The organism is Exiguobacterium sp. s59, assembly GCF_018617475.1.
GTDB classification, from domain to species: domain Bacteria; phylum Bacillota; class Bacilli; order Exiguobacteriales; family Exiguobacteriaceae; genus Exiguobacterium; species Exiguobacterium aestuarii.
Genome location: NZ_JACSKG010000002.1, coordinates 30,038 through 54,041, shown reverse-complemented (window position 1 = coordinate 54,041; position 24,004 = coordinate 30,038). Strand labels below are relative to the sequence as shown.

At 48.0% G+C, this 24,004-nt stretch carries 34 protein-coding genes and 1 riboswitch; of the genes, 9 read left to right on the top strand and 25 right to left on the bottom strand.

Going from position 1 to position 24,004, the window contains the following annotated elements; translation table 11 throughout:
• Positions 1 to 11 precede the first annotated feature (11 nt).
• The 7 genes from thiE to KNO91_RS03615 all read right to left on the bottom strand — a co-directional run bounded on the left by thiE (position 12) and on the right by KNO91_RS03615 (position 4,838).
• The gene (gene thiE / locus KNO91_RS03645; RefSeq protein ID WP_214816230.1) at positions 12 to 653 is read right to left on the bottom strand and encodes a thiamine phosphate synthase; all 642 of its coding nucleotides are present in this window, start codon (positions 651 to 653) and stop codon (positions 12 to 14) included.
• Positions 622 to 1,461 carry a bifunctional hydroxymethylpyrimidine kinase/phosphomethylpyrimidine kinase gene (gene thiD, locus KNO91_RS03640; protein WP_214816226.1) on the bottom strand — a complete coding sequence of 280 codons (840 nt, stop codon included), beginning with the start codon at positions 1,459 to 1,461 and terminating at the stop codon, positions 622 to 624. Before thiD ends, thiE begins: the two co-directional genes overlap by 32 nt.
• On the bottom strand, positions 1,458 to 2,249 hold the full coding sequence (thiM, locus tag KNO91_RS03635; RefSeq protein WP_214792495.1) for a hydroxyethylthiazole kinase: 792 nt from the start codon (positions 2,247 to 2,249) through the stop codon (positions 1,458 to 1,460). Before thiM ends, thiD begins: the two co-directional genes overlap by 4 nt.
• Positions 2,246 to 2,920 (bottom strand): thiaminase II, encoded by a 675-nt coding sequence (gene tenA, locus KNO91_RS03630; protein ID WP_214816223.1) that lies wholly within the window; start codon positions 2,918 to 2,920, stop codon positions 2,246 to 2,248. Before tenA ends, thiM begins: the two co-directional genes overlap by 4 nt.
• 88 nt (positions 2,921 to 3,008) lie before the next feature.
• A riboswitch (TPP riboswitch) is annotated at positions 3,009 to 3,113 on the bottom strand.
• Between the two features lie 95 nt (positions 3,114 to 3,208).
• A complete protein-coding gene (locus KNO91_RS03625) occupies positions 3,209 to 3,361 on the bottom strand; it encodes a hypothetical protein (protein WP_012727577.1) in 153 nt (50 codons plus the stop codon).
• Positions 3,362 to 3,411: 50 nt separating this feature from the next.
• Positions 3,412 to 4,239, bottom strand: a complete 828-nt coding sequence (locus KNO91_RS03620) for an aminoglycoside 6-adenylyltransferase (protein ID WP_214816220.1) — start codon at positions 4,237 to 4,239, stop codon at positions 3,412 to 3,414.
• The gene (locus KNO91_RS03615; RefSeq protein WP_214792489.1) at positions 4,236 to 4,838 is read right to left on the bottom strand and encodes a pentapeptide repeat-containing protein; all 603 of its coding nucleotides are present in this window, start codon (positions 4,836 to 4,838) and stop codon (positions 4,236 to 4,238) included. Before KNO91_RS03615 ends, KNO91_RS03620 begins: the two co-directional genes overlap by 4 nt.
• A gap of 55 nt (positions 4,839 to 4,893) precedes the next feature.
• Here KNO91_RS03615 and KNO91_RS03610 point away from each other — a divergent pair, with 55 nt between their 5' ends.
• Complete coding sequence (locus tag KNO91_RS03610) at positions 4,894 to 5,343, top strand: NUDIX hydrolase (RefSeq protein ID WP_214785922.1); 450 nt, start codon at positions 4,894 to 4,896, stop codon at positions 5,341 to 5,343.
• 2 nt (positions 5,344 to 5,345) lie between these two features.
• On the opposite strand, the gene KNO91_RS03605 is transcribed toward KNO91_RS03610, so the two are convergent.
• The gene (locus KNO91_RS03605; RefSeq protein ID WP_214785920.1) at positions 5,346 to 6,023 is read right to left on the bottom strand and encodes a YjjG family noncanonical pyrimidine nucleotidase; all 678 of its coding nucleotides are present in this window, start codon (positions 6,021 to 6,023) and stop codon (positions 5,346 to 5,348) included.
• 262 nt (positions 6,024 to 6,285) lie between these two features.
• Here KNO91_RS03605 and KNO91_RS03600 point away from each other — a divergent pair, with 262 nt between their 5' ends.
• Complete coding sequence (locus KNO91_RS03600) at positions 6,286 to 7,743, top strand: aldehyde dehydrogenase family protein (RefSeq protein ID WP_214816219.1); 1,458 nt, start codon at positions 6,286 to 6,288, stop codon at positions 7,741 to 7,743.
• 38 nt (positions 7,744 to 7,781) lie between these two features.
• Here the strand turns inward: KNO91_RS03600 and KNO91_RS03595 are convergent, their stop codons facing one another.
• The 4 genes from KNO91_RS03595 to KNO91_RS03580 form a co-directional block, all read right to left on the bottom strand.
• Positions 7,782 to 8,120, bottom strand: a complete 339-nt coding sequence (locus KNO91_RS03595; protein ID WP_214792479.1) for a zinc ribbon domain-containing protein YjdM — start codon at positions 8,118 to 8,120, stop codon at positions 7,782 to 7,784.
• Between the two features lie 66 nt (positions 8,121 to 8,186).
• Entirely contained in the window at positions 8,187 to 8,699 is a 513-nt protein-coding gene (locus KNO91_RS03590; RefSeq protein ID WP_214792476.1) for a GNAT family N-acetyltransferase, read from the bottom strand.
• 92 nt (positions 8,700 to 8,791) lie between these two features.
• Positions 8,792 to 9,121 carry a four-helix bundle copper-binding protein gene (locus KNO91_RS03585; protein ID WP_214785912.1) on the bottom strand — a complete coding sequence of 110 codons (330 nt, stop codon included), beginning with the start codon at positions 9,119 to 9,121 and terminating at the stop codon, positions 8,792 to 8,794.
• Positions 9,122 to 9,202: 81 nt separating this feature from the next.
• Positions 9,203 to 9,814 (bottom strand): protein kinase family protein, encoded by a 612-nt coding sequence (locus KNO91_RS03580; RefSeq protein ID WP_214792473.1) that lies wholly within the window; start codon positions 9,812 to 9,814, stop codon positions 9,203 to 9,205.
• Between the two features lie 148 nt (positions 9,815 to 9,962).
• On the opposite strand from KNO91_RS03580, the gene KNO91_RS03575 reads away from it, so the two are divergent.
• The 3 genes from KNO91_RS03575 (at position 9,963) to KNO91_RS03565 (ending at position 13,376) form a co-directional block, all read left to right on the top strand.
• Positions 9,963 to 10,859: an aldo/keto reductase gene (locus KNO91_RS03575; RefSeq protein ID WP_214816216.1), complete on the top strand. Its 897-nt coding sequence runs from the start codon at positions 9,963 to 9,965 to the stop codon at positions 10,857 to 10,859.
• 286 nt (positions 10,860 to 11,145) lie between these two features.
• The gene (locus tag KNO91_RS03570) at positions 11,146 to 12,411 is read left to right on the top strand and encodes a hypothetical protein (RefSeq protein WP_214816213.1); all 1,266 of its coding nucleotides are present in this window, start codon (positions 11,146 to 11,148) and stop codon (positions 12,409 to 12,411) included.
• Between the two features lie 107 nt (positions 12,412 to 12,518).
• Entirely contained in the window at positions 12,519 to 13,376 is an 858-nt protein-coding gene (locus KNO91_RS03565; protein ID WP_214816209.1) for a pirin family protein, read from the top strand.
• A 35-nt stretch (positions 13,377 to 13,411) separates the two neighbouring features.
• Here KNO91_RS03565 and KNO91_RS03560 read toward each other — a convergent pair whose 3' ends face one another.
• From KNO91_RS03560 to KNO91_RS03545, 4 genes are read right to left on the bottom strand one after another with little or no spacing between them, the layout of a single operon-like run.
• Positions 13,412 to 13,711, bottom strand: a complete 300-nt coding sequence (locus tag KNO91_RS03560; protein WP_214792459.1) for a hypothetical protein — start codon at positions 13,709 to 13,711, stop codon at positions 13,412 to 13,414.
• Positions 13,712 to 13,715: 4 nt separating this feature from the next.
• A complete protein-coding gene (locus KNO91_RS03555; protein ID WP_214816206.1) occupies positions 13,716 to 14,189 on the bottom strand; it encodes a GNAT family N-acetyltransferase in 474 nt (157 codons plus the stop codon).
• The gene (locus tag KNO91_RS03550; RefSeq protein ID WP_214816203.1) at positions 14,189 to 14,488 is read right to left on the bottom strand and encodes a hypothetical protein; all 300 of its coding nucleotides are present in this window, start codon (positions 14,486 to 14,488) and stop codon (positions 14,189 to 14,191) included. The genes KNO91_RS03555 and KNO91_RS03550 overlap by 1 nt, the downstream gene beginning before the upstream one ends.
• Positions 14,489 to 14,534: 46 nt before the next feature.
• Entirely contained in the window at positions 14,535 to 15,071 is a 537-nt protein-coding gene (locus KNO91_RS03545) for a GrpB family protein (RefSeq protein ID WP_214816200.1), read from the bottom strand.
• A 150-nt stretch (positions 15,072 to 15,221) separates the two neighbouring features.
• On the opposite strand from KNO91_RS03545, the gene KNO91_RS03540 reads away from it, so the two are divergent.
• Positions 15,222 to 15,767 (top strand): TraR/DksA C4-type zinc finger protein, encoded by a 546-nt coding sequence (locus KNO91_RS03540; RefSeq protein ID WP_214816197.1) that lies wholly within the window; start codon positions 15,222 to 15,224, stop codon positions 15,765 to 15,767.
• Between the two features lie 44 nt (positions 15,768 to 15,811).
• Here the strand turns inward: KNO91_RS03540 and KNO91_RS03535 are convergent, their stop codons facing one another.
• From KNO91_RS03535 to KNO91_RS03525, 3 genes are all read right to left on the bottom strand, one after another.
• A complete protein-coding gene (locus KNO91_RS03535) occupies positions 15,812 to 16,795 on the bottom strand; it encodes a M23 family metallopeptidase (protein ID WP_214816195.1) in 984 nt (327 codons plus the stop codon).
• Positions 16,796 to 16,958: 163 nt separating this feature from the next.
• The gene (locus KNO91_RS03530; protein ID WP_214792441.1) at positions 16,959 to 17,147 is read right to left on the bottom strand and encodes a hypothetical protein; all 189 of its coding nucleotides are present in this window, start codon (positions 17,145 to 17,147) and stop codon (positions 16,959 to 16,961) included.
• Positions 17,144 to 17,932: a GNAT family N-acetyltransferase gene (locus KNO91_RS03525; RefSeq protein ID WP_214816192.1), complete on the bottom strand. Its 789-nt coding sequence runs from the start codon at positions 17,930 to 17,932 to the stop codon at positions 17,144 to 17,146. Before KNO91_RS03525 ends, KNO91_RS03530 begins: the two co-directional genes overlap by 4 nt.
• Before the next feature lie 50 nt (positions 17,933 to 17,982).
• On the opposite strand from KNO91_RS03525, the gene KNO91_RS03520 reads away from it, so the two are divergent.
• On the top strand, positions 17,983 to 18,447 hold the full coding sequence (locus KNO91_RS03520) for a GNAT family N-acetyltransferase (RefSeq protein WP_214785888.1): 465 nt from the start codon (positions 17,983 to 17,985) through the stop codon (positions 18,445 to 18,447).
• Here the strand turns inward: KNO91_RS03520 and KNO91_RS03515 are convergent.
• The 3 genes from KNO91_RS03515 to KNO91_RS03505 all read right to left on the bottom strand — a co-directional run bounded on the left by KNO91_RS03515 (position 18,436) and on the right by KNO91_RS03505 (position 20,402).
• The gene (locus KNO91_RS03515) at positions 18,436 to 19,026 is read right to left on the bottom strand and encodes an NUDIX hydrolase (RefSeq protein WP_214816189.1); all 591 of its coding nucleotides are present in this window, start codon (positions 19,024 to 19,026) and stop codon (positions 18,436 to 18,438) included. The two genes, KNO91_RS03520 and KNO91_RS03515, sit on opposite strands and share 12 nt — an antisense overlap.
• The gene (locus KNO91_RS03510) at positions 19,023 to 20,027 is read right to left on the bottom strand and encodes a S66 family peptidase (protein ID WP_214816186.1); all 1,005 of its coding nucleotides are present in this window, start codon (positions 20,025 to 20,027) and stop codon (positions 19,023 to 19,025) included. The genes KNO91_RS03515 and KNO91_RS03510 overlap by 4 nt, the downstream gene beginning before the upstream one ends.
• A gap of 66 nt (positions 20,028 to 20,093) precedes the next feature.
• Positions 20,094 to 20,402, bottom strand: coding sequence for a hypothetical protein (locus KNO91_RS03505; RefSeq protein ID WP_214816183.1), 309 nt, complete (start codon positions 20,400 to 20,402; stop codon positions 20,094 to 20,096).
• A 144-nt stretch (positions 20,403 to 20,546) separates the two neighbouring features.
• Here KNO91_RS03505 and KNO91_RS03500 point away from each other — a divergent pair, with 144 nt between their 5' ends.
• Complete coding sequence (locus KNO91_RS03500; protein ID WP_214816180.1) at positions 20,547 to 20,861, top strand: hypothetical protein; 315 nt, start codon at positions 20,547 to 20,549, stop codon at positions 20,859 to 20,861.
• Between the two features lie 73 nt (positions 20,862 to 20,934).
• Positions 20,935 to 21,720 carry an SDR family oxidoreductase gene (locus KNO91_RS03495; RefSeq protein WP_214816177.1) on the top strand — a complete coding sequence of 262 codons (786 nt, stop codon included), beginning with the start codon at positions 20,935 to 20,937 and terminating at the stop codon, positions 21,718 to 21,720.
• Positions 21,721 to 21,756: 36 nt separating this feature from the next.
• Here KNO91_RS03495 and KNO91_RS03490 read toward each other — a convergent pair whose 3' ends face one another.
• From KNO91_RS03490 to KNO91_RS03480, 3 genes are read right to left on the bottom strand one after another with little or no spacing between them, the layout of a single operon-like run.
• Positions 21,757 to 22,551, bottom strand: coding sequence for a GNAT family N-acetyltransferase (locus KNO91_RS03490; protein WP_214816174.1), 795 nt, complete (start codon positions 22,549 to 22,551; stop codon positions 21,757 to 21,759).
• Positions 22,552 to 22,592: 41 nt separating this feature from the next.
• Positions 22,593 to 22,937 (bottom strand): NUDIX domain-containing protein, encoded by a 345-nt coding sequence (locus KNO91_RS03485; RefSeq protein WP_214816171.1) that lies wholly within the window; start codon positions 22,935 to 22,937, stop codon positions 22,593 to 22,595.
• Positions 22,934 to 24,001 (bottom strand): saccharopine dehydrogenase family protein, encoded by a 1,068-nt coding sequence (locus KNO91_RS03480; protein WP_214816169.1) that lies wholly within the window; start codon positions 23,999 to 24,001, stop codon positions 22,934 to 22,936. Before KNO91_RS03480 ends, KNO91_RS03485 begins: the two co-directional genes overlap by 4 nt.
• Positions 24,002 to 24,004 lie beyond the last annotated feature (3 nt).

The following is a 24,004-nucleotide window of genomic DNA, read 5'->3' as shown; positions in this document are numbered from 1 at the left end:
CAAAAATGAATTCAGAGACAAGCGAAACGCCGGGTAGCCGTTGCTACATCCGGTGCAGAAGCAATGGCAGAGATGACGGCAACGCCGTCTGCCCCGTCATGAATGATTGAAGGAACATGCTCTGGACGAATACCTCCGATCCCCACAATCGGAAGCTGTGGATATTGCTGACGGACCTGTCGAATCAGTTCCGTCCCACGCACATGTCCCGCATCCAGTTTGCTTTTCGTCTCATGAATCGGACCGATTCCGACATAATCTGCGAACGGAAGCGCTGCACGCACTTCTTCCATCGTATGGACAGACACCCCTAACCATTTATCAGGTCCTAATTGTTTACGAACCCATTCAGCTGGTAAATCGTCTTGTCCGACATGTACTCCATCTGCATCAATCGTAAGTGCCAACTCTACATCATCATTGATGATAAACGGCACTTCCGCTTGGCGACATACCTGTTGGAGCGTCCTAGCCATTGCTTCTTTTTCATCTCCATACAATGCATCTTTACCTTTTTCGCGAAATTGAAAACATGTCACACCACATCGAAGTGCCGTTTCGACGGTCGACACCAAATCAGAAGCATCGATTGTCCCGCACACAAAATAAAGACGAAGTTGCTTAGCGAGCGCTTGTTTCGTACAGAACGTCAACGGTAATCACCTCTTCTTTCGCTAAACGATGTCCCCAATGATTCGTCGGTCCATGCCCCTGTCCAATCGATAATCCATGTGTAATCGCCTGATGAATAAACTGCTTCGCATCTACGACGGCTTGGCGTAGCGTCTTTCCATATGCCAATTCGGCCGTCAAGGCTGCAGAGAACGTACATCCCGTTCCATGTGTATCTTTCGTCTTTATGCGAGGTGCGCTCACTTGAAATGCTTCAGATTCAGTCACAATCAAATCGACTGCCTCCACACCTTCCGTATGCCCACCTTTGATGATGACGACATCGACACCGAGTCCACGAATCGAATGAGCGGCTTTCATTCGGTCGGACTCCGTCCGAATCTTAATTCCGGTCAATACTTCTGCCTCAGGAATATTCGGGGTCACGACCGTCGCATGTGGCAACAGTTTCGTACGAAGTGCTTCGATTGCATTCTCCTGCAACAAAGAAGCGCCCCCTTTAGCCACCATGACAGGATCGACGACGACATGCTCGAACCGATGGCGTTCAAGCGCTTTTGCCACCGCTTCAATTCGCTCCGCATCTACCAACATTCCCGTCTTACATGCCGTAATGTTAAAATCGTCAGTTACCGCATCGATTTGCCCAATGATCATTTCCGTGGAAATCGCTTCAATCCCATGAACACCAAGTGTGTTTTGAGCCGTGATCGCAGTCAGCACACTCGTCCCGAACGCACCGAGCTCTTGAAACGTTTTTAAATCAGCTTGAATCCCGGCGCCTCCCCCTGAGTCAGATCCAGCAATCGTCAATACTTGCGGTCTCATGATGTCGACACCTCGATTCGATTCGTCGGGATTGTATGTTGCGTCAATTGATGAAGGGCATTTAAGAAGTGAATCGGAAAATCTCCTGGTCCTTCTGCCCGTTCACTCGCCAACTCCCCGCAATAGGCATATCCCGACACGGCTGTCACCGTCGCCTTTAGGGCGTTCTTCTCGACCGCTAGACATGCTCCGACGACCGCACTGAGTAGACAGCCTGTACCGGTCGTCTCGGTCATTCGTTTTGTTCCGCCATGGACTTCTATGACGACACTTCCATCACTGACCAGATCTTCTTTTCCGGTCACCGCCACGACACATCCATAGCGTTTCGCCGCTTCGAGCGCCAATTGGCGTGGTTCACACGCCCCGTCCCCCGCATCGACACCACGTGCTGCCCAATCGACGCCGACCAATGTGGCAATTTCTCCTGCATTCCCACGAATGACCGACACGCGGACGTGACGAAGGATACGCTCGACGACATCTCGACGAAATGACGTTGCCCCGACACCGACCGGGTCGAGCACGACCGGACATCCCGCTTCATTTGCAGCTTGCCCTGCACGAATCATCGTCGCTTCGGTCATCGTACCGAGTGTCCCGATGTTGAGTACGAGCGCATCGCTCACGAATGTCATCTCTGCCACTTCCTCAATCGCGTCTGCCATCACCGGGGAGGCACCGATGGCGAGCAGTCCATTCGCCGAAAAATTGGCGACGACCGTGTTTGTGATGTTGTGAATTAACGGCGCCTGCTTTCGAATCTCACTCCAAATCTCATGTCTCATTGGTTGACCTCCTGTGACAACGTCCATGACTCTAGTGTCCATGCCATTTCCCAGAAGGCGACTTCGTAGTAACAACTCTTCAAGAAGAGTTTCGTATAACGAAGCCGCTCTTCTTCTGTCGCTTGTCCGGCTAATTCATCCAATCGATCAATCTGTTCTTCTACCAGCTCACGGAACCATTCCGAACCGTAAGTCGCAATCCAAGCCGAATAAATCGGATGATCGGGTCGCTTATCTTTTAAGCGTTCACCAATCTCGTAATATACCCAGTAACATGGAAGGATTGACGCCAATACATCACCGAGTGTCGGTCCTGCTTGTTGCATATGAAGGGCATACGCATAAGCGGTCGGTGCCGGCTCGAATGTCGCAAGTTCCACGTCTGTCACGTTGAGCATCGTAAAGAACTCACGATGAAGTGAGAGTTCCGCCTCAATCGTGTGCAATGCATGCGTCAAAAAGCGGCTCGATAGTTTCATCGTTGGTGCGAGCGTCGCTCCTTTCGCCTGCACTTTCGAAAACTGATTCAAATAGTAAGAGTCTTGCATGACGTAATGTCTGAACTTCTTCTCGTCGAGCGTCCCTTCCCCGAGTGAACGGACGAACGGATGATGGAAGCTTGCTTCAAACAATCCGTCTGCTTCCTGACGTAAATGATCTGTAAATTTCATAGTAACTCCCCCTTATAACAGATAAAAAGACGCCGCCTCCCATAACGGAAGCGGCGTCTCGAACAGTCATATCTAGGTGAAGCCATATGATTCGTCTCGCCCACTTCCCTACGCTAGCTTGAACTAGATCAGGTTCGAAGGGTCTGGACCATGTCCATCTCAGCCGCGTGGCGCGACTCCCCTAGTGGCAAACATTATGAAATTCAGTCGTCTTCGACCACATTCTATCAATCTTTTTACCAATTGAAAACCTTTTCCTATTTGGGCGGTCAACAATTTAAGCTGTTTCTAGCGTCCTGTGATCAGTAAGAACATATTAAATGCGACGAGACCAAGAGGCAACATCGCCACCAAAATAATCGGCCATTTCTTTAAACGAATACCGACAAAAAGGACAAGACTTCCGACTAAAAGGGCAATAAATGTCGTATATGGGTTCATGAAAAAACGCTCCTTTCTCTATAAGGAGCGTTTCCCGGCTCTCGGCCTCATTAATCGTTCGAATGTCGAAGTGTTGCACATGCGGCACGGACACGTCTCGCTTCTTCTTCTCGGAACACGAAATCGCCTTGTTCGGCGACGCGTTGCGCGCAAAAGAAGAAGAGCGATTGCAAGCGGTCATGCGTATCTTCAATCGCACTCAGCTCAGCGGAAGCATATGTTGCCGTAAGCATCTCCCACAACTCTTCCGGCAAGTGGTCGCGCATCCCATCACCTGACTTCCCGAGATTCACGGAGAACTCCGTCGCATAACCGATATTCCATTCCATCATCTGACGGAGCATATTCCGCATGATATCGAGGTGATCGAGCGCATACAGCACCTGATGCCGTTTGATGCCTTTAACGACATAGAGCGACACCCACCAAAACTCATTCCAGCAAGCCGCATACTCGTCAGCAGATGGACGTGTTACGCGATATGTGGTGTCCGAAGGCGTAACGTCCGGATGATGATCTCGGTCGAATACGATTTGACTGAGCGAGTCCATTTCGAGCATGGCTTCTACTTGATCTACACTCCGAATCGTCAAATCGATCCGATGTCCGTCCACATACTGCACCAAGAACGTCACATGTCGTTTCGGGTCAGTCGTTTCAGGCGTCTGCATAATCAAAATATCCCCAAACGTGTCCATCCATGAGGAATCGTCCGCAACCGCTTGGACATCTTCCACATAAAAAGCAAGGTCGACATCCTGATATGCGTCTGGCTGGATATTCGGATTGACGAGTGAGCCGTTCAAGACGACCGTCCGGATGTGTTCACGTTCTTTCGCGAACGCAATCAACTGCTCGATAATTTGTTCTGGTTTCATTCTACAATCGCCCCCAATGAGCGCGCGACTTGAATTGCCTGCATCGCGTCTAGTTTTGTTTGTTGCAATGTTACGTTTGAAAAATCAACCCCGTCGACGAGTGCGCCTCTAAAGTCGGCACCACGACACACCGCGTGTTGAAGCGTCGCCCGAGTCAAGTCCGTCTGTTGCCAGACTGTCTCGGTCAAGTCAGATCCATACAGATCGGCCTCGACCAATCGAACGTGGGACCAGTCCATTTTCTTGAGCGACACGTGACGTAGGTTGACGAACGACCAGTCCCCTTCCGTGACACGAACACCTTCAAACTGACTTTCTTCAAAAGAAGATCCGGTCATTTTACATTGTTCAAATTCGCTCGTGAACAAGTTGGCACCATGGAATTGGCAGTTCAGAAACGAGCTCCCGACATGACGGGACGCATTCCATTTCGAGTCCGTGAAATCACAGTTGATGAACTGACAGCGCTCCGTTTGTAGCTCAGTCGCATCGACGTACGTAAAGCGACAGTTCTCGAACGTGACATGTGACAACACTTCGTCGCGGAGTGTCACGTCACGGAAATCTTCATCTCGATATTGTGTATGTGATTGAAACATCATATCCCTCCTTCAGGTATACTAGAACAGATTACAAAGATTGGAAGTGATACAGATGGACCTCGTATTTCCGACTGAACAAGGAGTCTTCAATTATCGCGTCGCCGGTATTTTTTTGAAAGACGGACACGTATTGATTCACCGAAACATCCGGGATGACTTTTGGGCATTACCCGGTGGTCGCGTGACGCTCGGTGAAGAAGCTGCAACCGCACTCGCACGCGAGCTTCATGAAGAGCTGAACATGCAGGTGACCGATACTTCATTCGCCTTTGTGCACGAGAACTTGTTTACGTACAACGATCAACCGTTTCATGAGATTGGACTGTACTTTTATGTAGACGGTGACCTCCCGCTCCAAGACGGAGACTTTTACGGACCTGAAGGAGATCACCTGATTTATCGTTGGCAAAAGCTCGACCGTCTACAAGACGTCACGCTTTATCCGGAAGTACTCGCTCAACTACCGAACCGTTTGCCAGCCCATTCACTCAATCCGGCTTGAATTTAGAGAAGCGATTTCAACTCATGTAAATGTCGAATCTCATACGTTGACTCCATCGTCGCGGCCACTTCGTTCGGGTTGAACCAACATGTATCTAGACCATACATCCGTCCGCCGGCGATATCTGCCGTGACCGAGTCACCGATAATCAAGCCCTTCTCTGGCGTCACGTTTGGAATTCGGTCGAAGACGTAGTCAAAGAACGGCTTCATCGGTTTTTGCGAGCCCGTCGCATCCGATACGAACACGTCTTGGAAGTACGGCAATAGTCCAGATGACTCTAACCGTTTGAATTGCGTCTCCGTCACGCCGTTCGTGACGATATAGAGTGGATAATCAACGCTCAGCGTTTGGACAATCTCTAACGCACCGTCAATCATGTGCACGCCCGCATGTAAATAGTCCCGATATTGTTGTTCGACATGTGGACCGTCGACGGTGAGACCGAGTGAATCGAACAGTTTCGTGTGACGACCGACCAGCACTTCTTCCCGGTCCACTTCGCCGCGTTCAAAAGCACGCCATAAACCGCTATTAATGTCGACATATCGCGCCTTTACCTCTTCTGTCATCCGGACGTTATAGGATGCGAGCAATTGCTCCAAGGCGACGTGTTCACTTTGCTTAAAATCTAACAACGTATCGTCAATATCAAATAAAATCGCTTCATAACGTTTCATATTTCTTTCTAACCCCTCTCTACGTCTAACTGTACAGGAAGTATTCAGGAACTTCAAAAAGAGTGATGACGAATAAATCACACGATAGCTCTACTGATTGTATCGACCTCAGCGTTTCTACTTTGACCAACAGACCTATGCTTTCCTCCACTATCTCGAACGTCATGCTTCAACTCTGATCGTTCGACCCATTGAGATGTTTATTTTTCTAAAACAAGTGAATACTTCCTATGGTGAAGAAAAATCAAAGGAGTGTTCAAATATGCATACAGATTTTACGAAAATGTACATCAACGGTGAATGGGTAAGCGGATCAAGTGAAAAGTCGATCGACAACGTCAATCCGTTCTCAAACGAGACACTCTTCTCGATTCAATCGGCAGACGAAGATGATTTGAATCGCGCTTATGAAGCAGCCAAAGCGTCTCAGACGGATTGGGCCGATATGCTTCCGCAAGCACGACGGGAATTGATTGAGAAGTTTGCCCAGCTGACGATGGACAATAAAGACTTCATCGTCGATTGGCTCGTGAAAGAGTCTGGGAGCACACGCATCAAGGCAGAAAGTGAGTTCGCCGCATCGATGGCCATCATTAAAGAAGCCTCGACGTTCCCGTTCCGTATGGACGGACTCATCAAACCTTCGATTGTTCCGAATAAAGAGAACCGCGTATATCGCAAGCCACTCGGAGTCATCGGCATTATCAGCCCATGGAACTTCCCGCTCCATTTGGCCGTACGTTCAATCGTGACGGCTCTTGCGACCGGAAATTCGGTCGTCGTCAAACCGGCCACAGCGACACCGGTCACAGGTGGTCTCCTGTTCGCATCCCTCTTCGAAGAAGCAGGACTTCCAAAAGGCGTACTCAATGTCGTCGTCGGACGAGGGTCTGAAATCGGCGATGCGATCGTCGAACATCCGATTCCACGTCTCATCTCGTTCACGGGCTCGACCGAAGTCGGACAAGGAATCGCAGAGAAGGCGGGACGTCTCTTGAAGAAAACCGCTCTTGAACTCGGCGGAAATAACGTGTTCGTCGTGCTCGACGATGCCGATCTCGATCGTGCCGTCGAATCAGCAGTCTACAGCAAGTTCTTCCATCAGGGACAAATTTGTATGTCGACGAACCGAATCCTCGTCGCCGAATCGATTCATGATGAATTCGTGGAACGTTACGTCGAGCGCGTTAAACAGTTGAAAGCAGGCGATCCGAACGAAAAAGACACGCAAGTCGGTCCGCTTATCGATCACGACCAAATCGATCGTATCTTAGAACAGATCGAAAAAACCGTCGATGCGGGTGCGACCGTCCATACCGGCGGAACAGCAGACGGCAACGTCCTCGAACCGACCGTCCTCAGTGGCGTCACGAATGACATGCCACTCGCGAAACATGAAATCTTCGGTCCGGTTGCGGTCATCCTTTCGTTCAAAGATGACGAAGAAGCTATTCGTCTCTCGAATGAATTGCCGTATGGATTGAGCGGTGCCGTCCACGGTTCGGTTTACCGTGCGACCAATTTCGCACGAAAAGTCGAAACCGGCATGATTCACGTCAACGACCAGTCGGTCAACGATGAACCGCATATGCCGTTCGGGGGCGAGAAGAACTCTGGTCTCGGACGATTCAACGGCGAATGGGTGCTCGAAGAGTTCACGACGCTTCAATGGGTGTCCATCATGCATGAACGTCGCGAGTATAAACCGTTCTTCTCATAATACAAAAAAGTGTTTCGGCAATTCGCCGAAACACTTTTTTAGATTTTCTTCACAAATTCCGACTTCAATTTCATCGCACCAAGACCTTCGATTTTACAATCGATGTCATGATCGCCTTCCACAAGTCGAATCCCTTTCACTTTCGTCCCTTGTTTGACGACAAGCGAAGTGCCTTTTACTTTTAAGTCCTTAATCACGGTGACCGTGTCCCCGTCCTGTAGCGGATTTCCGTTCGCATCTTTGATTTGGGATGCTGCTTCTGCTTCTGCCATCTCGCTCGGTGACCATTCATAGGCACATTCCGGGCAGACAAGAAGCGGACCATCCTCATACACATAAGATGATTGGCATTTCGGGCAATTCGGGTACTCACTCATACGATTTCCTCCATTCGATTCACTCGTTTCAGTATATCGTATGGGGAGGCAGATTTTCTATCCTATTCATCCCTCTTTTGGTGACGCAGGACCTTCTAAATCGAGTTGATAAAACGATAAGTCCAACCATTTCCCGAACTTGTAGCCAGCATTTCGGATCGTACCTGAATGAACAAACCCGACTTTTTCATGGGCACGAATACTCGTCACGTTCGATGCGTCAATTCCACCAATCACGGTCTTCATCCCTCTCGCTTCTGCGATACGAATGATTTCCTTCAATAGTTTGTTGCCGATTCCTTTCCCGCGATATCCAGGATGTACATAGACGGAATGCTCGACCGTGTAATGGTACGCAGGCCACGGACGGAACGGTCCGAACGTCGCGAACCCCATGACGACATCATCCTCGACCCATACGATGATTGGACAATCCTGGGCTTTCTTCTCTTCATACCAGGTCACTCGATTCTCGAGCGTCACCGGGTCGTAATGATAGACGGCCGTACTATTCACGATGGCGTCATTATAAATATGTAAAATCATTTGAAGATCATCTCGTCGACAGTTGCGAATCATACCAACACCCACTTCTCGTTTTTTTCATTATACGAATCCCCTCTTTAAAAGACACGAAAAAAGTGACCGGTCCAATCGACCAGTCACTCGTTTCATGCGGCCAAACGGTCACACATTGAAGCACATTCTGTACAGACACGCGCACATTCCTGACAATGCGCGTGTTTATGTTTCTCACATTCTTGCGCACAGGCTTTACAAATGACCGCGCAAGCGCGAGCGAGTTCAGGAACAAACGCAGAGTCACGTGTCATCGCTTCGGCGAGAAACGCACAGGCAGCGGCACACTCCCGGTCGAGTCGGATACAATCGACCATCATCTGTACGTCTTTTTCCTCTAAACAGGATTCCAAGCAATAATTACATGTCTCCACACACTCATGGAGTGTTTCGAGTTCATTCGCATAAATTCGATGAGCCATCTGTGATTCTCCTTTCTCTTCTCCTTCAGTTTTGGACACGTTACTCTTGTTCCCTAATCGATAAAAGAAAAACGACCCAGATCAAGAATCCGGGTCGTTCACGAACTTACGATACAAATAAGCGATTCGATTAAGTAATGTCTCATCATATTGTTTCGGCATAAAACGACAGCGATAAAGTCGATACATTCGCTTCAAGTCTTCCCACTGATGGTCAATGTGTTGTCCTTGTCGAAAGCGCGCCAAGTCAATCAAAAAAATCTGTCCGTTCGGGGTCAAAATAATGTTTCGTAAGTGGACGTCCGATGGGGTCAAGCCTAATAAACGTGCTTGGCGAAGCGCCTCATCTACTACCTCGATATAAGACGGGTCAATCCAAACGCCTTCCGTTAGACACTCAAAAAGCGTCTTCCCTTCGATGTAATCCATGACAAGATACGAGTCGCCCGCTTCGTAACAAGTCGGAAAATAAGGAAGGCCCTTTAACTTTTCATAGATGACTGCCTCTTCGATTGCGATTTGTTCATAACCTGGAAAGAACACTTTGATGACACGATCCTTTTCTTTTAAACGAAACACGGCCGCACTTCGTCCGATTCCGTGCAAATGAAGGTCTGGATGCATCGCCGTTACTTGAAACGAGTCGCCCACCCGTTCGAAGGTGACGTCCGCATATTGTGTATAATTACCCATCTGTCACGCCTCTTTCCTGTTTCTCTTCTTTATCATCATAGCGCATACAAGCTCATTTGACGCCAAAATTGCTCGAGAGGGTGACAAGTGACGTCCACTCTCTGAAGACGTATAATGAAGAGCGACTGACAACCAAGGAGGAGTTATTATGCAACGTATCGCTTTGACAGAAGAATTATCATTCTCACGCGTCGTCCATGGAATGTGGCGCCTCGCTGATTGGGACATGACCCCGCAGGAACGTCTCACATTCATCGAACAATGTCTCGAGCTCGGGGTCACGACGTTCGACCATGCCGATATTTATGGTGGTTATACATGTGAAGGATTATTTGGGGAAGCGTTAAAACTAAAGCCTGAACTCCGTAACCAAATGGAGATTGTCACAAAAACGGGCATCAAACTGACAGGATCGTTCAATCCGGGTCAAACGCTCAACTATTATGACACGACGAAAGAACATATCATCGCGCAAGCGGAGCGTTCGTTGAAAGAACTCGCGATTGATCACATCGATACATTATTGATTCACCGTCCAGACCCGCTTATGAACCCAGATGATGTTGCTGAAGCGTTCATTACGTTACGTGATAGCGGTAAAGTACGCGAATTTGGCGTTTCCAACCACGTCCCATCTACACAGAACTTGCTACAATCACGTCTCCCATTCCAACTCGTCACGAATCAGCTTGAGCTCTCTCCAATGCAATTGAAGCATTTCGAAGACGGTGCGGTTGACCTTTGTCACGAAAAACGGATGCCACTTATGGCTTGGAGCCCATTAGCCGGAGGCCAACTCTTTAAAGATGACCAATATGCACCGCTCCGTGAAAAGCTTGAGGAGATTCGTGCACGTCACAACGCAAGTGGGATTGATTCGATCGTCTACGCATGGCTCATCAAACATCCTGCGAACATCATGCCGATCATCGGATCAGGAAAAATCGAGCGCGTTCAAACAGGTGTCGATGCACTTCAAATCGATCTTACACGTGAAGAATGGTTCGAAATTTTGAAGGCGGCACGTGGTCGAGATGTTGATTGAAGGGAACTTCATCAAATAAATTCCACTCGATTCTAATTTGATTATGTATAAGAAAATTTACTTGTTTTCAAAATCGCTTTATATCAATACTTTTTCGTCAAAAATCGACACGGCAAAAAAGTTAAAAAGTAAAAATAAAGCATAAATGGTTTCATTACCCGTCCAGTTCAAGTTGGACGGGTTTTTTAATTTTTTTTTAAAATAACACATTAATTTTCCTAAGACTAAAGTCACAAAAAAATGGTGCTAGAATGGTGAAAGTGATTCATCGAAGGAGAGTACCGATGTGAAAAAGTACCTGATTTTCAGTACCCTCGTCATCCTATTATTCTTATTCGGATGCGAGGAAGAACGCGCACTCCGACTCCAGCCCGCCCCAGAATTTTATCAAGGACGTGCCTTGTTACCGAATGGACAACAAATCGAAATGCCAGAATCCGACCGTGCGTTGATGATCGAACTGTGTCAACCTGACAATGCGATTTCGACAATTCCGAATGGCGAGAGACGCTGGCTCGGGACGGTCACACTGACACAACCATTGACAGATGTCGCTACGTCATCCACATTTCCGACGGCCACTTTATTTACAATCCATAACGAGTCATATGTACAATGTCAGCTAGACTCGATTACGTATGTCACAAAAACCACTAGCTTGCCCGAGAGTTTGAGCGACGTACAATATGCAGCAGACACGTATCCAGACACCGCCAAGATTCGCTTTGCCGAACCACATGAATATGAACACTTTGCGGAAGAGATGAAAAAGCCGATAGGCAATGAGCCCTATCCAGAACGAAAAGGCATCGAACATACCCTTTTCCATATCACCATGCCATTCAACGGACAGTTTGAATTGACCTTGAACTCGTCAGAAGGAGAAGAACGTCTAATGATTCCGATTGATGCATCGCGTCATCCTTATCTTTCAATCGGACTCGGGACAGAGAAATCAGACGATACGTCGCAATATGCGATTTACACAAGCCCGGATCAAAATGATTATCAAACGGTCCTTCGTCCGAAACAAGCGCACATGTCACAAATGTTTGGAGCGAAAGCAGCCTCACAATTGCCATCTGTCCTTGTACCCGGACAACGCTATCCGCTTTATAGTTTTACTTATATGAAAGATGGAACAGCGAATCGTCAGCTCGTTTCCCTCACCTACCATCAACCGGATTTGTTGCATGGAGAAGAATTGACGAAACAAATCCATGCAACATTGAGCAGTGAACGCCATGCCCTGTTTCATGAGTTAGCACTTCTCGGTACAGAGTCGAAAGACGCTTCGTTTTTACAGCACGTCGGAACAGAAGAAGTAGACTTTCTCTTCCATGCGATTGAACAGGCGAATGCGACATCTCATGCAGGAACACCTGCACCGGTCCCTTATTTGACACTGTTTCAAGGTGTATGTGCCCAAACGTTTGACGTGAGTTATGACGGGAATGATGTCTACGTCACGAATTCGAAGACCGGGGCCCACTTTAAACTGTTACGTGAGGACGCCATCAAGTGGCATAACCTATTTGAAGGAAACAGTTGAATCGACAGATGCCGAGCGCATCTGTCTTTTTTGCATATCCATGAGGCAAATTAGACCTTATCCGAAACTTTTTTTGGGAAGATAAGAAGGGAAAGGAGTGACATGCTATGACCCATTCATTTATAAGAGATGTCGACAAACATTGGCGCGTCAATTATCGCCAAAACGGATATCCGCACGTCCAACAAGGTTGGGTATTACCCCCTGAACAAAAAGAGGCATTCGATCCCTTTATTTTAATGGCAGAAGACTGGTTCAAACGAGGGACATTTTCGGATCATCCTCATCGTGGGTTCCAGACGATCACATATGTCATCGACGGTCGCCTCGAACACATTGACAACCATGGAGGGCATTCGATTTTAGACGCCGGGGATGTTCAATATATGAATGCCGGTTGGGCCGCCCGTCATGCGGAAGAGGCGGTCGACGATGACCTCATCCATACGCTTCAATTGTGGTTGAATTTACCGAAGTCTCTAAAGACGACGAAGACTTCTTATCAAAATGTATATATCGAAGATGCACCGGTCGTAGCGATTGATGGTGGACAGCTTCGCGTCTACTCTGGTGAAATCGCCGGTGTGAAAGGGCCGATGGAAAGTCTCGTTCCAATCACGATGACAGAGATATTGTTGAAGGAAGGCGGCGAATACGAACATGTCCTACCTGCGAACCATAACAGCTTCTTGTATGTACTCGCTGGTTCGATTGAAGTTGGATCTTCCATTACGCCACTCAGCAAAACAGACGTCGCGACATTGACGTTCGACGAGACGTCTGATGCGATGAGTACCCTTCACCTCAAAGCGACAAGCCGCACACGCGTCCTCATCTATTCGGGAAAACCGATTCGAGAAGAGTATATTGCGCACGGTCCTTTCGTCATGAATACGGAAGAGGAGATTCGCCAAGCCTTCCGCGACTATCATAGCGGTGACTTCGGCCCCCCAGCCGTCAAATAAACAAAGGGAGCTTCTCTTTCGAGAGCTCCCTTTGTTTATTTTTCCGGTTGTAATACCGTCTGCTGTGTCGGAACATGACCGATTGGTACAGTACGCTCCACGAGAACGTAACGCTTTCCTTCCACTTCGAACTTGCGGTCCCCAAGGTAATGAGCGGCCTTTCCATCTTCATATAACTTCGTCAAAATGGCAGGCACATATTCTTCTAACTTGGTATAGTGCTCATCGAGGGTCATGACGATATTTCCCCCTTTATATCCGAGCCAATAACTATAAAAGAACCAACCTAATGAAAGTACCCCGAGAATTCCTAATCCGATTGTGAACCATTCCATTTGCTCATTCCCCCAATGTTTTGATGACAATCTGACGTTTTGGAGCGAATCCGAGATCTTCGTAAAAAGAGCCGGCTTCACTGTTGATCATCCAATAATCCAACTCGATCGACTTGAACTGGTGGTCAAGCGCCCATTGCTCCATCCACTCCATCACACGTCGCCCGTACCCTTTCCGCTGATACATCGTGTCGATACTGATGTGGTGCACGTACACCGTCCGAACGGCTTGACGGAAGGCAGTCGCTTCGCTCACCTTCTCCTCGAACCATATGTAGCCGATTGGGGTTGCTCCTATTTCCATCACTACGAAATGATGACCCGGTCTCCCCATCAGCGTCAAAAAGGCCTCATACATCTTCTCTTCCTCATACTCCGCAAAGTAATTTGCATTCATGCGTACGTGATGCTCATGAATGGAACGATTCAATCGAGCGATGAGTCGGGCATCTGTCGTCGAGATGAACACGCCGTCCATTATCCGTTAAATCCTGTGTGGTTCCGATCTTCGAGCACACCGTGTGGTTTTTCAGTCCCTTGCAAAGTATGCTCTTTCGAAGAGGAAGTCCCTTTCCCTTCTAGGCGACGTTGAAGCGGACGAGCCAAAAAGTAACCTATCAGAAGTGAAATCGGTAATACAAGAAAGAACGAACCGAATAGCGTCAACATATACCCTTTATCTGTATCTCCGGCGATCATCCGGAGAATAAAGAATAATCCGACAAAAACGAGTGCAGCCAAGGAATATTCCACGCATTTTCCAAGAAACCGTTTCATATGAGATTCCCCCTTCAAGGTTTTGATGTATTCTACGACGGTTCCCCTAAAAAGGTTTCACATCTCCATGACTTTCTTTATACCACTTCGTCGCCAGTCGTTCCGTCTCGATGATCCAATCATGTTTTCCTTGAATGTACCCTTCCATATCTTTCGGGTGCTGCGCTGCGAGTTGCAGCTTCAATTCGCCATACGCGTCACGAACGTCAGGATAGGTGCATAAGTAATCTCGGAAAGCGAGGTGCCTCACGATGTCTGGGTTTCCTTCTTCGAATACATGCACGTGAACCGTCCGCTCTTCCTCCCCTTTCCGGAAATAACGACGCTTCGGAATCCCGTATTCACCAAGCCCTCGATAACCGAGTGCTTCCATTCGTTCCGTGTACGCATCGACTCGCTCGATGTTTCGTACGACTGGCATCATGTCGATGATCGGTTTCGCCGCGAGTCCCTCGACAGACGTGCTCCCGATGTGATGAATCGCGATGAGCTCTCCTTCAAATAATCGACTCAATTTTCCGGCCTCGTCTTCAAATCGACGTTGCCATTCCGGGTTGTATGCAACCACTTCGACTTTCCTCATGATTCGTCCCTCCTTACTGAAATCCATACGCTTTATGTTTATCATACCCTTTTCCTCTTTCGACATGATGGATTCCACGTCAAAAGGTTTGTCCGTAAACAAAATGGGAAACCTTATATTAATGACTTGAGAACTGGAGAGTGAATCAATATGTTGACTGCAGAACAAATCGAAACGTTTAAGAAACGTCTATTGAAAGAGAAAGCCAAAACAGAAGGTTATATGGATAGCCGAGAAGAGACGTACGATGAAGGCGAACTCTCTCATTACGATAATCACCCGGCCGACTCAGGGGAGGAACTCTTTTTACGGGAACGTGACCAAGCGCTCAATGAGCTCGATGAAGAGTTCTTAAGCGATGTCGATAAGGCGTTACTCGCCATCCAGAACGGGACGTATGGCAAATGTGAAGTGTGCGGGAAAGACATTGAACTCGACCGACTTGAAATCATCCCGGAAGCCACGCTATGCATCGAACACGCTCGCGCACAGGAAGAAGAAGAGCACGAGCATGAACTCGATCGCCCGGTCGAAGAAGACGTCTTGAACCCGAATGAGACTTCCCGTCGTAAGGAACTAGACGGAACGGATGAACCCGGTCAAAAAACAGATGCCTTCTCGCAAGTCGAAGATTACGGAAGTTCGGATACGATTGCCGATAGCGAAGGCAACCACGACCCGACACGCGAACAATAAAAAATGCCCTGACCTCGTTTGAGAGGCTCAGGGCATCTGTCTGCTTAAAACGTTGCTTTCACTGGAGAAGCACCACCGAGGCGTTCTGCCACTTTCATCGGATTGACGGCATTTCCGGCTGAACTGGCCGAAAAACGGTAGTCCCCTTTATGAATTTCAAAGTGTAAGTGCGGACCCGACGAGTTACCCGTGTTTCCGATTTGACCAATCGTTTCACCTTGGCGCACCGTCTGTCCCTTTTTCACATCAACCTTGTGCATATGGGCATAGACCGTCGTCCATTTTTGACCATCCACGTTGTGCTCGATTTGAACATGGTTCCCATAAGGTCCGCTTGAGCTGACTTTTGTGACTTTTCCAGCTTCCGCGGCGTAAATCGGTGTGCCTGTTTTAGCAGCGATGTCCAGACCGTTGTGGAATGTGTATCCGAACTGTCCGCTAGCCGAACCGAACCCTTGTGAGAGGCGTCCTTCTGCAGGCATCAAGAATCGATCAGGAGCCATCGCTTCATATTGCTTCTTCAAATCACTTAACTGATTTGTTTGCTTCTTATATTGTTTCGACTGTTCGTCATATGACGTCTTCACGTCTTGACGGGTCGCTTCAATCTTTTGTTGCTCTTCTTTTAGTTGTTTCAACGTCTCATTCGCTTGTTCTTTCTTTTCAACGAGTGCCTGATGTGCTTCCTCGGCTTCAGCGGCCTCTGCTTTTGCACTCGGTAGAACAGAAGACACGACTTTCGCAAAGAGTGACTGCTCTGTCGGAACGAGTTCCGCTTCGACTGCTTCTAATTCTTTAGAAGTACCTTCAATCTTGTCACGCAATACTTCTGCGTTGCGATTGACTTCATCCAATTTTGACTGGATTTTTTGAATGGCTTGTTTCGTTTCTTTCACTTGTTTCGTGGTTTGTTGCACAGATTTCTCTGTTTGAACGAGATCTTGCGGGGTCATTTCGTTAGCGGATGCGGTTTGTCCTTGGAATAAGAGCACGCCGACACCTGCTGTCATGATCAGTTGTTTCCACATATATATATAAAACCCTCCAAATTGATACATTCATAAACTTCAAAAAAGCTACATGTGCGAATATACCACTGGGGGTTAAACATTTCAATATATGAAGTTTTTCATTTTCATGTCATTTATGACAGCATGATGTGATATTTTCAAGCGTCACTTCACAAGGATTTCACTTGCGTTTCTTCGTATAATATCCGATAAGGACGATTCCGATGACTGACAGGATGGTCAGCCCAAGTCCACCTGCCAGCATTAGATTCACCGTTCCGGGCGCAAGATTCGTCGTCAGCGCGATGATGGTCGCAGTATTCCCTAACATCAATCCGATGATACAAACGAGTAACAATCGCTTTATCACTTGTCTTTCACCATCTCAAATTGAGAAATGTCATCTTGTACAAATCCTAATCGGCGTGCTGCGTCAATCCATTCAGGACGGTCCGACGTCAATGTGAGGTGAAGCGGAGATCGACTCGCAGCCGCGCGCAATAACCATTCTGCATCTTCAGCGTGACCAAAAACATCGAGCAATACATGATCGCGGTATAACAAAAATCCTTCTTGTTGATCTTCTGTCACTTTCACAAGTTCCGCCTCCTGTTGGGTGACGCGTACGTCTCGTTGCCAAATCGGAACATGCTGAGCTGTCGGATACAGTTGGTCGAACAGCGTTTGAATCGGTTCAGAAGTCATGTGGGCATTCGTTTCAAGTGATAGCGCTTGAAAGTAATAAATTTCACGGGTCGTCTTGTATCCGAGTCGCTGATAGAGAGACAATGCCGCATTGTTCCCTTGAATCACTTCGAGCAAACGAGTACCTTTTGCGTACTCATCAAATCGTTGCATCAATTCGGTCGCAACTCCTAATTTTCGAACGTGCGGCGCTACAGCAAGTCCACCACAACGCGTCACCCATTCTGAATCAAGGTATGCAATCCCACTCAATACAACGCCAACCGGCTCTTCCCCGTCATAGGCGACAATCGAACGGGACGGCTGATTTTGATCTCGCACGAGAAAGACGTCTTCAAACGTCTGCTCATCGAATTGGAATGGAATGATATAATCAGAAAATCCCGTCATAAACGCGCGATATAAATCGTGTAGCGGTGGATTTTGACGATATGTAAGTTGTGTAGCCATATAATTCCCCTTTTCTAAAAAAAATGAATAACACCCGAAGGAGACTTTTCATGAACATCACGCTCGAATATCGAAACGATGCGCATCGACCGATTCTCGATACGTTCACTTTGCCGACAGACCAAGAAAAATACACGACTCTTCCAAAAGACATGGACGACCCGCTCCCAAAAGGTGTTTATCCGATTGTCGTCGTCGAGTCGAAACCGGTCGGGATGTTTTTACTACATGACAATGAACGCGTCGCTTCCTACACGACCGAATCACATGCGCTGCTCTTCTCAGCTTTCGCCATCAATTACGAAGATCAAGGCAACGGCTATGCAAAAGCGGCACTCCAAGAACTTCCGAAGTTCGTGCGTCAACAATTCCCCCATATTCGGGAAGTCGTTTTGTCCGTCAACCTGAAAAACGACGCTGCTTTTACACTGTATGCGACAAACGGATGGGTCGATACCGGACGTCGAATCGGTGGACCGATTGGCGAGCAGCGGATTCTTTCCTTATCGATTTAAGGTATCGATTCGTGCCAAACTCTCAAACACGTGTTGCCAGTACGTCAGACGATGCGGCACTAAATCGGCTTGCGTAATTTGAACATGATGATTCGTCATGAGGGAGCTCCCTTCAATCGTACGCAATCGTCCTTCCGTGAGCGCCCTCAGTTCACTTCGTTGAAGAGCGACGACATCCATCACTTCTTGGTCATCAAAATGGAGCGGCTCGTCTTGATAAGCGTAGCTATACGTATGTGCATACTCGCGATCGAGGAATCCGTTCAGTTCAATCACGTCTTCAAAGATTCCAAGAGAGGTGAGCTGTTCGAACGTCAACGACAGTCCGAGCTCTTCTTCGATTTCACGAACGCCATCTACGACCGTCTCGTCTGTTGCGAGATGTCCCGCCGCGGTAATGTCATATTTCCCGGGAAAATCTTGTTTCTCCGTGCTTCTTCGCTGTAGATAGACAAATCGGTCTTTCCAGAACCAACAGTGGAACGTCTCATGCCAATCTCCGTCTACATGAACCTGTCCCCGCTCTTTCTCTCCTATTTTTTGATGATTTTCGTCAAATATCGTGAGGTATTCTTTCATGCTGACACCCCATCTTCTAAAAACCGGATGGTTCCATTCGTCGCATCCAATTCGACCTGAATGCCAATCGGGAAGACGTGTGACGGGAACGTATGACCAATATCGACATTCGTCAAAATAGGAATGTCCGTGTCGCCGACGACTTCAAGCAACAAGTCGTTGAACGAGAACGGAGCTGATTGATCTTGGAAATGTTCGTGCTTGCCGATGACCAGACCCGAAATCTCATCAAATGCACCAGCCAATTTCAACATACTGAGCGAACGCTCTTCTTCAGCCATCGTTTTGAACGAGTCTTCTAAGAAAAGAATCGCCCCCTTCAAATCGGGATAATAGTCCGACTTGAAGAATCCTGACATCGTGTTCAAATTGCCGCCAATCAACGTTCCTTGCGCCTTTCCATCTCTTAATGAGGTCCACCCTTCATTCGGTTGGAAAGTTTTGACGCGTTGCTGCGTCGACCAATCGAGCATCTCTTCGGTCCACTCTTTCGGCACGTCCAAATCGAAAGGGGCCGTCCGTTCGAGGCTGAGTATATCTCGCATATATTGCGCTCCTTTGTCGAACATGCCGCCATATTCACCGAATGACGGCACGACAGCCGGTCCGTAAAACGTGACAACTCCCGTTTTGGCGTAACACGCCATCAAAATCGCTGTGACATCACTATAGCCCATGATGATTTTAGGATGATTCTGCAATTGCTCGTAATCGATATACGGGAGCAACGAATTGGAATTCGTTCCACCAATCGTACTAATGATTGCTTTCACTTCCGGATCATGTAAAAATGCGTTCAGTTCGTCCGCGCGATTCCGAATGGACGATGAGCGATATCCTTCTGATTCATATGTACAGATGCCTTCTTTCACCTTGAACCCCATGCGCTTGAGTTGCTCGACTCCACGTTGATAGCGCTCCTCAAACTGCACGGGTGCCGGAAAAGAAGGCGTGATGATCCCAATTGTATCTCCGTTCTTCAACTGTGGTGGTGCAATCATATGTTTCACTCCATATCCTACGATGTCTTTAGGAGGCATTATACCGTAGGATTAGTGAATCGACCTTTAAAATAAATCAGGGTCTTCTGATAACGTTCTTACTTTTCGGACTTTCGTCGGTCGCCCCGTCCAGCCGAGCGCCACGAAGAAAAAGGCACCCGCTAGTAAACCGAATAAGACGGTCAGTCCTATTTGAACCCCGATAAATCCGTATTGTTCTCCTAGCTTCACAAGTAAGAGTGGCGCAAACAGACAGGTCATACTTAGCGAAAAGAGTCCTCCACGTACTCGTCGCCTTGCATTGCCGATTGTAAACCATCCAAACGCGATCCATACACAAGCAACAAATCCTAGCGCCGCAACCATCATCCACATTCGCCCGCACCTCACCTTTTCGTTTTTCTTTCTATTCCCCATTTTTCTTGAGATTCCTACTATTTTTTCAAGGATTGAGAGAATTTCCGGGTAAAGGTAAATTAGACAAGATGCGATGCCGGACAATGAAGGAGTGGGTTGCGCATGAGTGCACGGTTAACCTTTGCCCTAATCTTTCTCGGTCTTTTTTTAATCGTCATGTATTGGATGAGTACATGGAATGACAATGTGGTCGAGGGCCAAATTGAACGAGTCGACATTCCTCAGCTATTGATTGAATCCACTGAATCCTCAGAAGAAGTCACCTTGCGCGTCATCTTAATTAACGACCAAACCGAAGTGACGGGCATCGTCAATAGCGTACAAGGATTACAAAGCGGTCAGCTCGTCACTATCGAGGTCATCCCCACAGAGTCCAACTTGAACATCGCACGGACGATTGAAGTCACATCACCATGATTTTCTGAAATGAAGCGTAACTTTTCCAGAACTGTGGAATATGAGAAAGAGTCATGATAAAGGAGTGATCGGATTGATTTCAAATAAATTACTATCTGGAAAAGTAGCGCTCGTCACTGGAGCGGCATCTGGTATTGGACGTGCCGCAGTTATCCGTTTCATCCAAGCGGGTGCGAAAGTCGCCATTCTCGACTTGAATGAAGAGGATGCAATGCGTCTCGCTAGTCTCGTCGGAGAGGAACGGGCCATCGGCATCAGCGCCGATGTTTCAGATGAAGTCGCGATGAAAGAAGCATATGAACGGACGATTGAGCGATTCGGACAAATCGATATCGTATTCGCCAACGCCGGACGCAACGGAACCATCACACCGATTGAACACTTGTCCATTGAAGACTGGAATGGTGTCGTGGAGACGAATCTGACGGGAACGTTTTTGACCGTCAAACATGCCATTCCTCATTTGAAAGAGAATGGCGGCAGTATCATCATCACCTCGTCGATCAACGGCAATCGCTACTTTAAAAACTTTGGTTTCAGTGGCTATGCGACAACGAAAGCAGGTCAGACCGGATTTGCGAAAATGGCAGCTGCGGAGCTCGCGCAATTCGGAATACGCGTGAATTCCATTTGCCCAGGGGCTATCGATACGAATATCGACGATTCAACCAATCGAGACGATGCATTGCTCGAAGAAATTGTCATCCCCATTGAGTATCCACTTGGTAACCAACCGCTTGCCGGAAAGTCCGGTGCCGCGAAACAAGTCGCTGACGTCGTCTTATTCTTTGCGAGCAACATGTCAAGCCACGTCACCGGTTCTGAAGTGTATGTCGACGGTGCTGAATCTCTCCTTTAATTCAAAAATCAGGCCACCTCACATGAGGTGGCCTGATTATTTAAGGATTGGACTTTTCATGACCGCCTTTTGATAAAATGGCTGAAATCCAAGTCGTTCCATATTTCGTCCCGAGGCGGAGTCGACCTTCGTCGTCACCGTCAAGACGTCACATCCAATCGCTTTCGCTTCGGCGATTCGTTCCAAAATCAGTTGCGTCTGGTAACCTTTTTGACGGTAAGACGGTACGGTGCTCGTTAGAAACAGCTCTCCAATCCCGTCTTGCGTCGCTAGAATCCCTCCCGCTACGACAGCATCTTCTTCCCGGACGAGATAGGCATGATTACTTGGTAGTGCATAAAATCCCTTTGCCGTATCGACCGTTTCTTGAAGGATCGTACCTGACTCAGCAAAGCCAGCCGCAATCGCGTACGCCCACTCATCGAGCGTATCCTCTCGTACTTTCTCAACTTGATTCGAAACATGGGTTCCTTCATGTTTCCTTAAATCAAGAATCCACACATCTAAGAAATGATCGAGTGTATAATTACGTTCCTGCAGTAAGCGAAGTAAGGAGTCATCTGCGAGTGGACAAACTTCGATATGTAGACGGGATACATTTTTCCCCCGCACCCATTTTTCCATCTGATGCAAATCATAGAAACTTGTCGGGCGATTAAGTCCGAACCCGACTGCAAAGCTCATGTTTCCCATTTTGAACACATGCCCTTTACCTTCTACGTGCAGTTCCGCACCTTCATAGGGAGGGGTTTGTTTACGATGTCGAATGTAAGCAGACGTCCCCTCCGCTTTGATGCCTTCGATGCGTCGTGCTAATTCTAAACGGTTCACGCTGTTCCCTCCCTTATTTCTTCCATGTTGAGTGTAGCATATCACATTCGAATCAAGTGACCGAATCGGATTAATCGCTCTTTGACAGTCGTCACGAAACGCAACTGTTCAGGGGCGACGTGTAGTCCTAATTCTTCTTTTAATTCACGGACTGCTCCTTGACGACTCGTCTCTCCCGCTAAAATCGAGCCGCCTGTCCCTTCCCAAAGAAGTGGATACGTCTTATCCGGATGCCGCTGAGAAAGGAGTAGCTTTCCATCTTTGTCGAAAGTGAACACCTCGGTGACCGTATGGAACGTCTGCGGTTCCAATTCGTCACCTCGAAAATGCGTTCGTTCAAGCGGTTGCCTCTGTTCGTCAAATAAATCCCACGCTTCCCGACTCATGGACGTATCTCGTCAATCGTGAACGAGGACGATCCTTGAATCTCCTCGATGAAATGTGACCCAAATAACATGGCCGGGGTGAAACTTCCTGCAAGCATCCGACCGGAGCCGAGTAAGCGGTTAACGACAGCGAGTGCACCGTATACAGTAAAGGCGTATGTGCTCGCCGTTTGAATACGGACGACTACTTTTCGTCCTTCTTCATTTGTCGCCTCGCCCCATACATACGTCGATGATTGTTCACGTTCGGCTTCAGTTGGTCCCGATACGTATTCGTCGACATAACGAAGCAGTCGCTGTTGCACTGCATCCTTTCCAAGAACGGGGCTGAACCAAGACAAAGCGCGCGCAGCGTAGGCGGCTGTTGTCGGTACGGGCACCCATGTCGTAATATTCGAGATATCCGTCGTATAGTAGGCGGTCGAAACGTCTCCCCACGGAATCGCGATCGCGGTACGGCTTCCACGACCAAAATCAATCGTCCGCCGCTTCGCCCCGATTGGAAATGGTGACAATTTCCCATTCACACGCTCCATACTACTCGACCCGAGCCCACGAATTGCGGTCTTCATCGTTCCTGGCGAGATGCCCGCTGCAGCCGAGAATCCGAGGGCGAGTGATGTCGCATCCGGCATCAATTCTTTTAATTTCCGCGCGACACAGTCGGTCGGGATGACATCAAATCCGACACCCGAACATAGTATGACACCTCGCGCTTTCGCCTGAGCCGACCTCTGTTTGGAATGAACATATTCGAACACATCAATTTCCCCGGTAATATCTAAGTAGTGTGTGCCTGTCTCCAAACATGCCTCGATCATCACTTGACTCGTATCCGTAAAAGGACCGGCGCAGTGGAGGACTAAATCAATATCGCGAAGTGCCTCGATTGCCGCCTCACGACTTAATGCAAAAATCGATGTCTCGCAACCGAGCTCGTCTCCGAGTTGATGAATCTGACGACCGTTCCGACCGGCAAGAATCGGACGCAACCCATCATTGACCGCCTGACGAGCAATCAATTCTCCTGTATATCCATTCGCCCCGTAAATCATCCATCTCATCTT

Coding starts and splice junctions, on each gene's coding strand:
- thiD (WP_214816226.1), bottom strand. CDS start 1,461: ATGAGACCGCAAGTATTGACGATTGCTGGATCTGACTCAGGGGGAGGC.
- thiM (WP_214792495.1), bottom strand. CDS start 2,249: ATGAGACATGAGATTTGGAGTGAGATTCGAAAGCAGGCGCCGTTAATT.
- tenA (WP_214816223.1), bottom strand. CDS start 2,920: ATGAAATTTACAGATCATTTACGTCAGGAAGCAGACGGATTGTTTGAA.
- KNO91_RS03625 (WP_012727577.1), bottom strand. CDS start 3,361: ATGAACCCATATACGACATTTATTGCCCTTTTAGTCGGAAGTCTTGTC.
- KNO91_RS03620 (WP_214816220.1), bottom strand. CDS start 4,239: ATGAAACCAGAACAAATTATCGAGCAGTTGATTGCGTTCGCGAAAGAA.
- KNO91_RS03615 (WP_214792489.1), bottom strand. CDS start 4,838: ATGTTTCAATCACATACACAATATCGAGATGAAGATTTCCGTGACGTG.
- KNO91_RS03610 (WP_214785922.1), top strand. CDS start 4,894: ATGGACCTCGTATTTCCGACTGAACAAGGAGTCTTCAATTATCGCGTC.
- KNO91_RS03605 (WP_214785920.1), bottom strand. CDS start 6,023: ATGAAACGTTATGAAGCGATTTTATTTGATATTGACGATACGTTGTTA.
- KNO91_RS03600 (WP_214816219.1), top strand. CDS start 6,286: ATGCATACAGATTTTACGAAAATGTACATCAACGGTGAATGGGTAAGC.
- KNO91_RS03595 (WP_214792479.1), bottom strand. CDS start 8,120: ATGAGTGAGTACCCGAATTGCCCGAAATGCCAATCATCTTATGTGTAT.
- KNO91_RS03590 (WP_214792476.1), bottom strand. CDS start 8,699: ATGATTCGCAACTGTCGACGAGATGATCTTCAAATGATTTTACATATT.
- KNO91_RS03585 (WP_214785912.1), bottom strand. CDS start 9,121: ATGGCTCATCGAATTTATGCGAATGAACTCGAAACACTCCATGAGTGT.
- KNO91_RS03580 (WP_214792473.1), bottom strand. CDS start 9,814: ATGGGTAATTATACACAATATGCGGACGTCACCTTCGAACGGGTGGGC.
- KNO91_RS03575 (WP_214816216.1), top strand. CDS start 9,963: ATGCAACGTATCGCTTTGACAGAAGAATTATCATTCTCACGCGTCGTC.
- KNO91_RS03565 (WP_214816209.1), top strand. CDS start 12,519: ATGACCCATTCATTTATAAGAGATGTCGACAAACATTGGCGCGTCAAT.
- KNO91_RS03560 (WP_214792459.1), bottom strand. CDS start 13,711: ATGGAATGGTTCACAATCGGATTAGGAATTCTCGGGGTACTTTCATTA.
- KNO91_RS03555 (WP_214816206.1), bottom strand. CDS start 14,189: ATGGACGGCGTGTTCATCTCGACGACAGATGCCCGACTCATCGCTCGA.
- KNO91_RS03550 (WP_214816203.1), bottom strand. CDS start 14,488: ATGAAACGGTTTCTTGGAAAATGCGTGGAATATTCCTTGGCTGCACTC.
- KNO91_RS03545 (WP_214816200.1), bottom strand. CDS start 15,071: ATGAGGAAAGTCGAAGTGGTTGCATACAACCCGGAATGGCAACGTCGA.
- KNO91_RS03540 (WP_214816197.1), top strand. CDS start 15,222: ATGTTGACTGCAGAACAAATCGAAACGTTTAAGAAACGTCTATTGAAA.
- KNO91_RS03535 (WP_214816195.1), bottom strand. CDS start 16,795: ATGTGGAAACAACTGATCATGACAGCAGGTGTCGGCGTGCTCTTATTC.
- KNO91_RS03525 (WP_214816192.1), bottom strand. CDS start 17,932: ATGGCTACACAACTTACATATCGTCAAAATCCACCGCTACACGATTTA.
- KNO91_RS03520 (WP_214785888.1), top strand. CDS start 17,983: ATGAACATCACGCTCGAATATCGAAACGATGCGCATCGACCGATTCTC.
- KNO91_RS03515 (WP_214816189.1), bottom strand. CDS start 19,026: ATGAAAGAATACCTCACGATATTTGACGAAAATCATCAAAAAATAGGA.
- KNO91_RS03510 (WP_214816186.1), bottom strand. CDS start 20,027: ATGATTGCACCACCACAGTTGAAGAACGGAGATACAATTGGGATCATC.
- KNO91_RS03505 (WP_214816183.1), bottom strand. CDS start 20,402: ATGTGGATGATGGTTGCGGCGCTAGGATTTGTTGCTTGTGTATGGATC.
- KNO91_RS03500 (WP_214816180.1), top strand. CDS start 20,547: ATGAGTGCACGGTTAACCTTTGCCCTAATCTTTCTCGGTCTTTTTTTA.
- KNO91_RS03485 (WP_214816171.1), bottom strand. CDS start 22,937: ATGAGTCGGGAAGCGTGGGATTTATTTGACGAACAGAGGCAACCGCTT.
- KNO91_RS03480 (WP_214816169.1), bottom strand. CDS start 24,001: ATGAGATGGATGATTTACGGGGCGAATGGATATACAGGAGAATTGATT.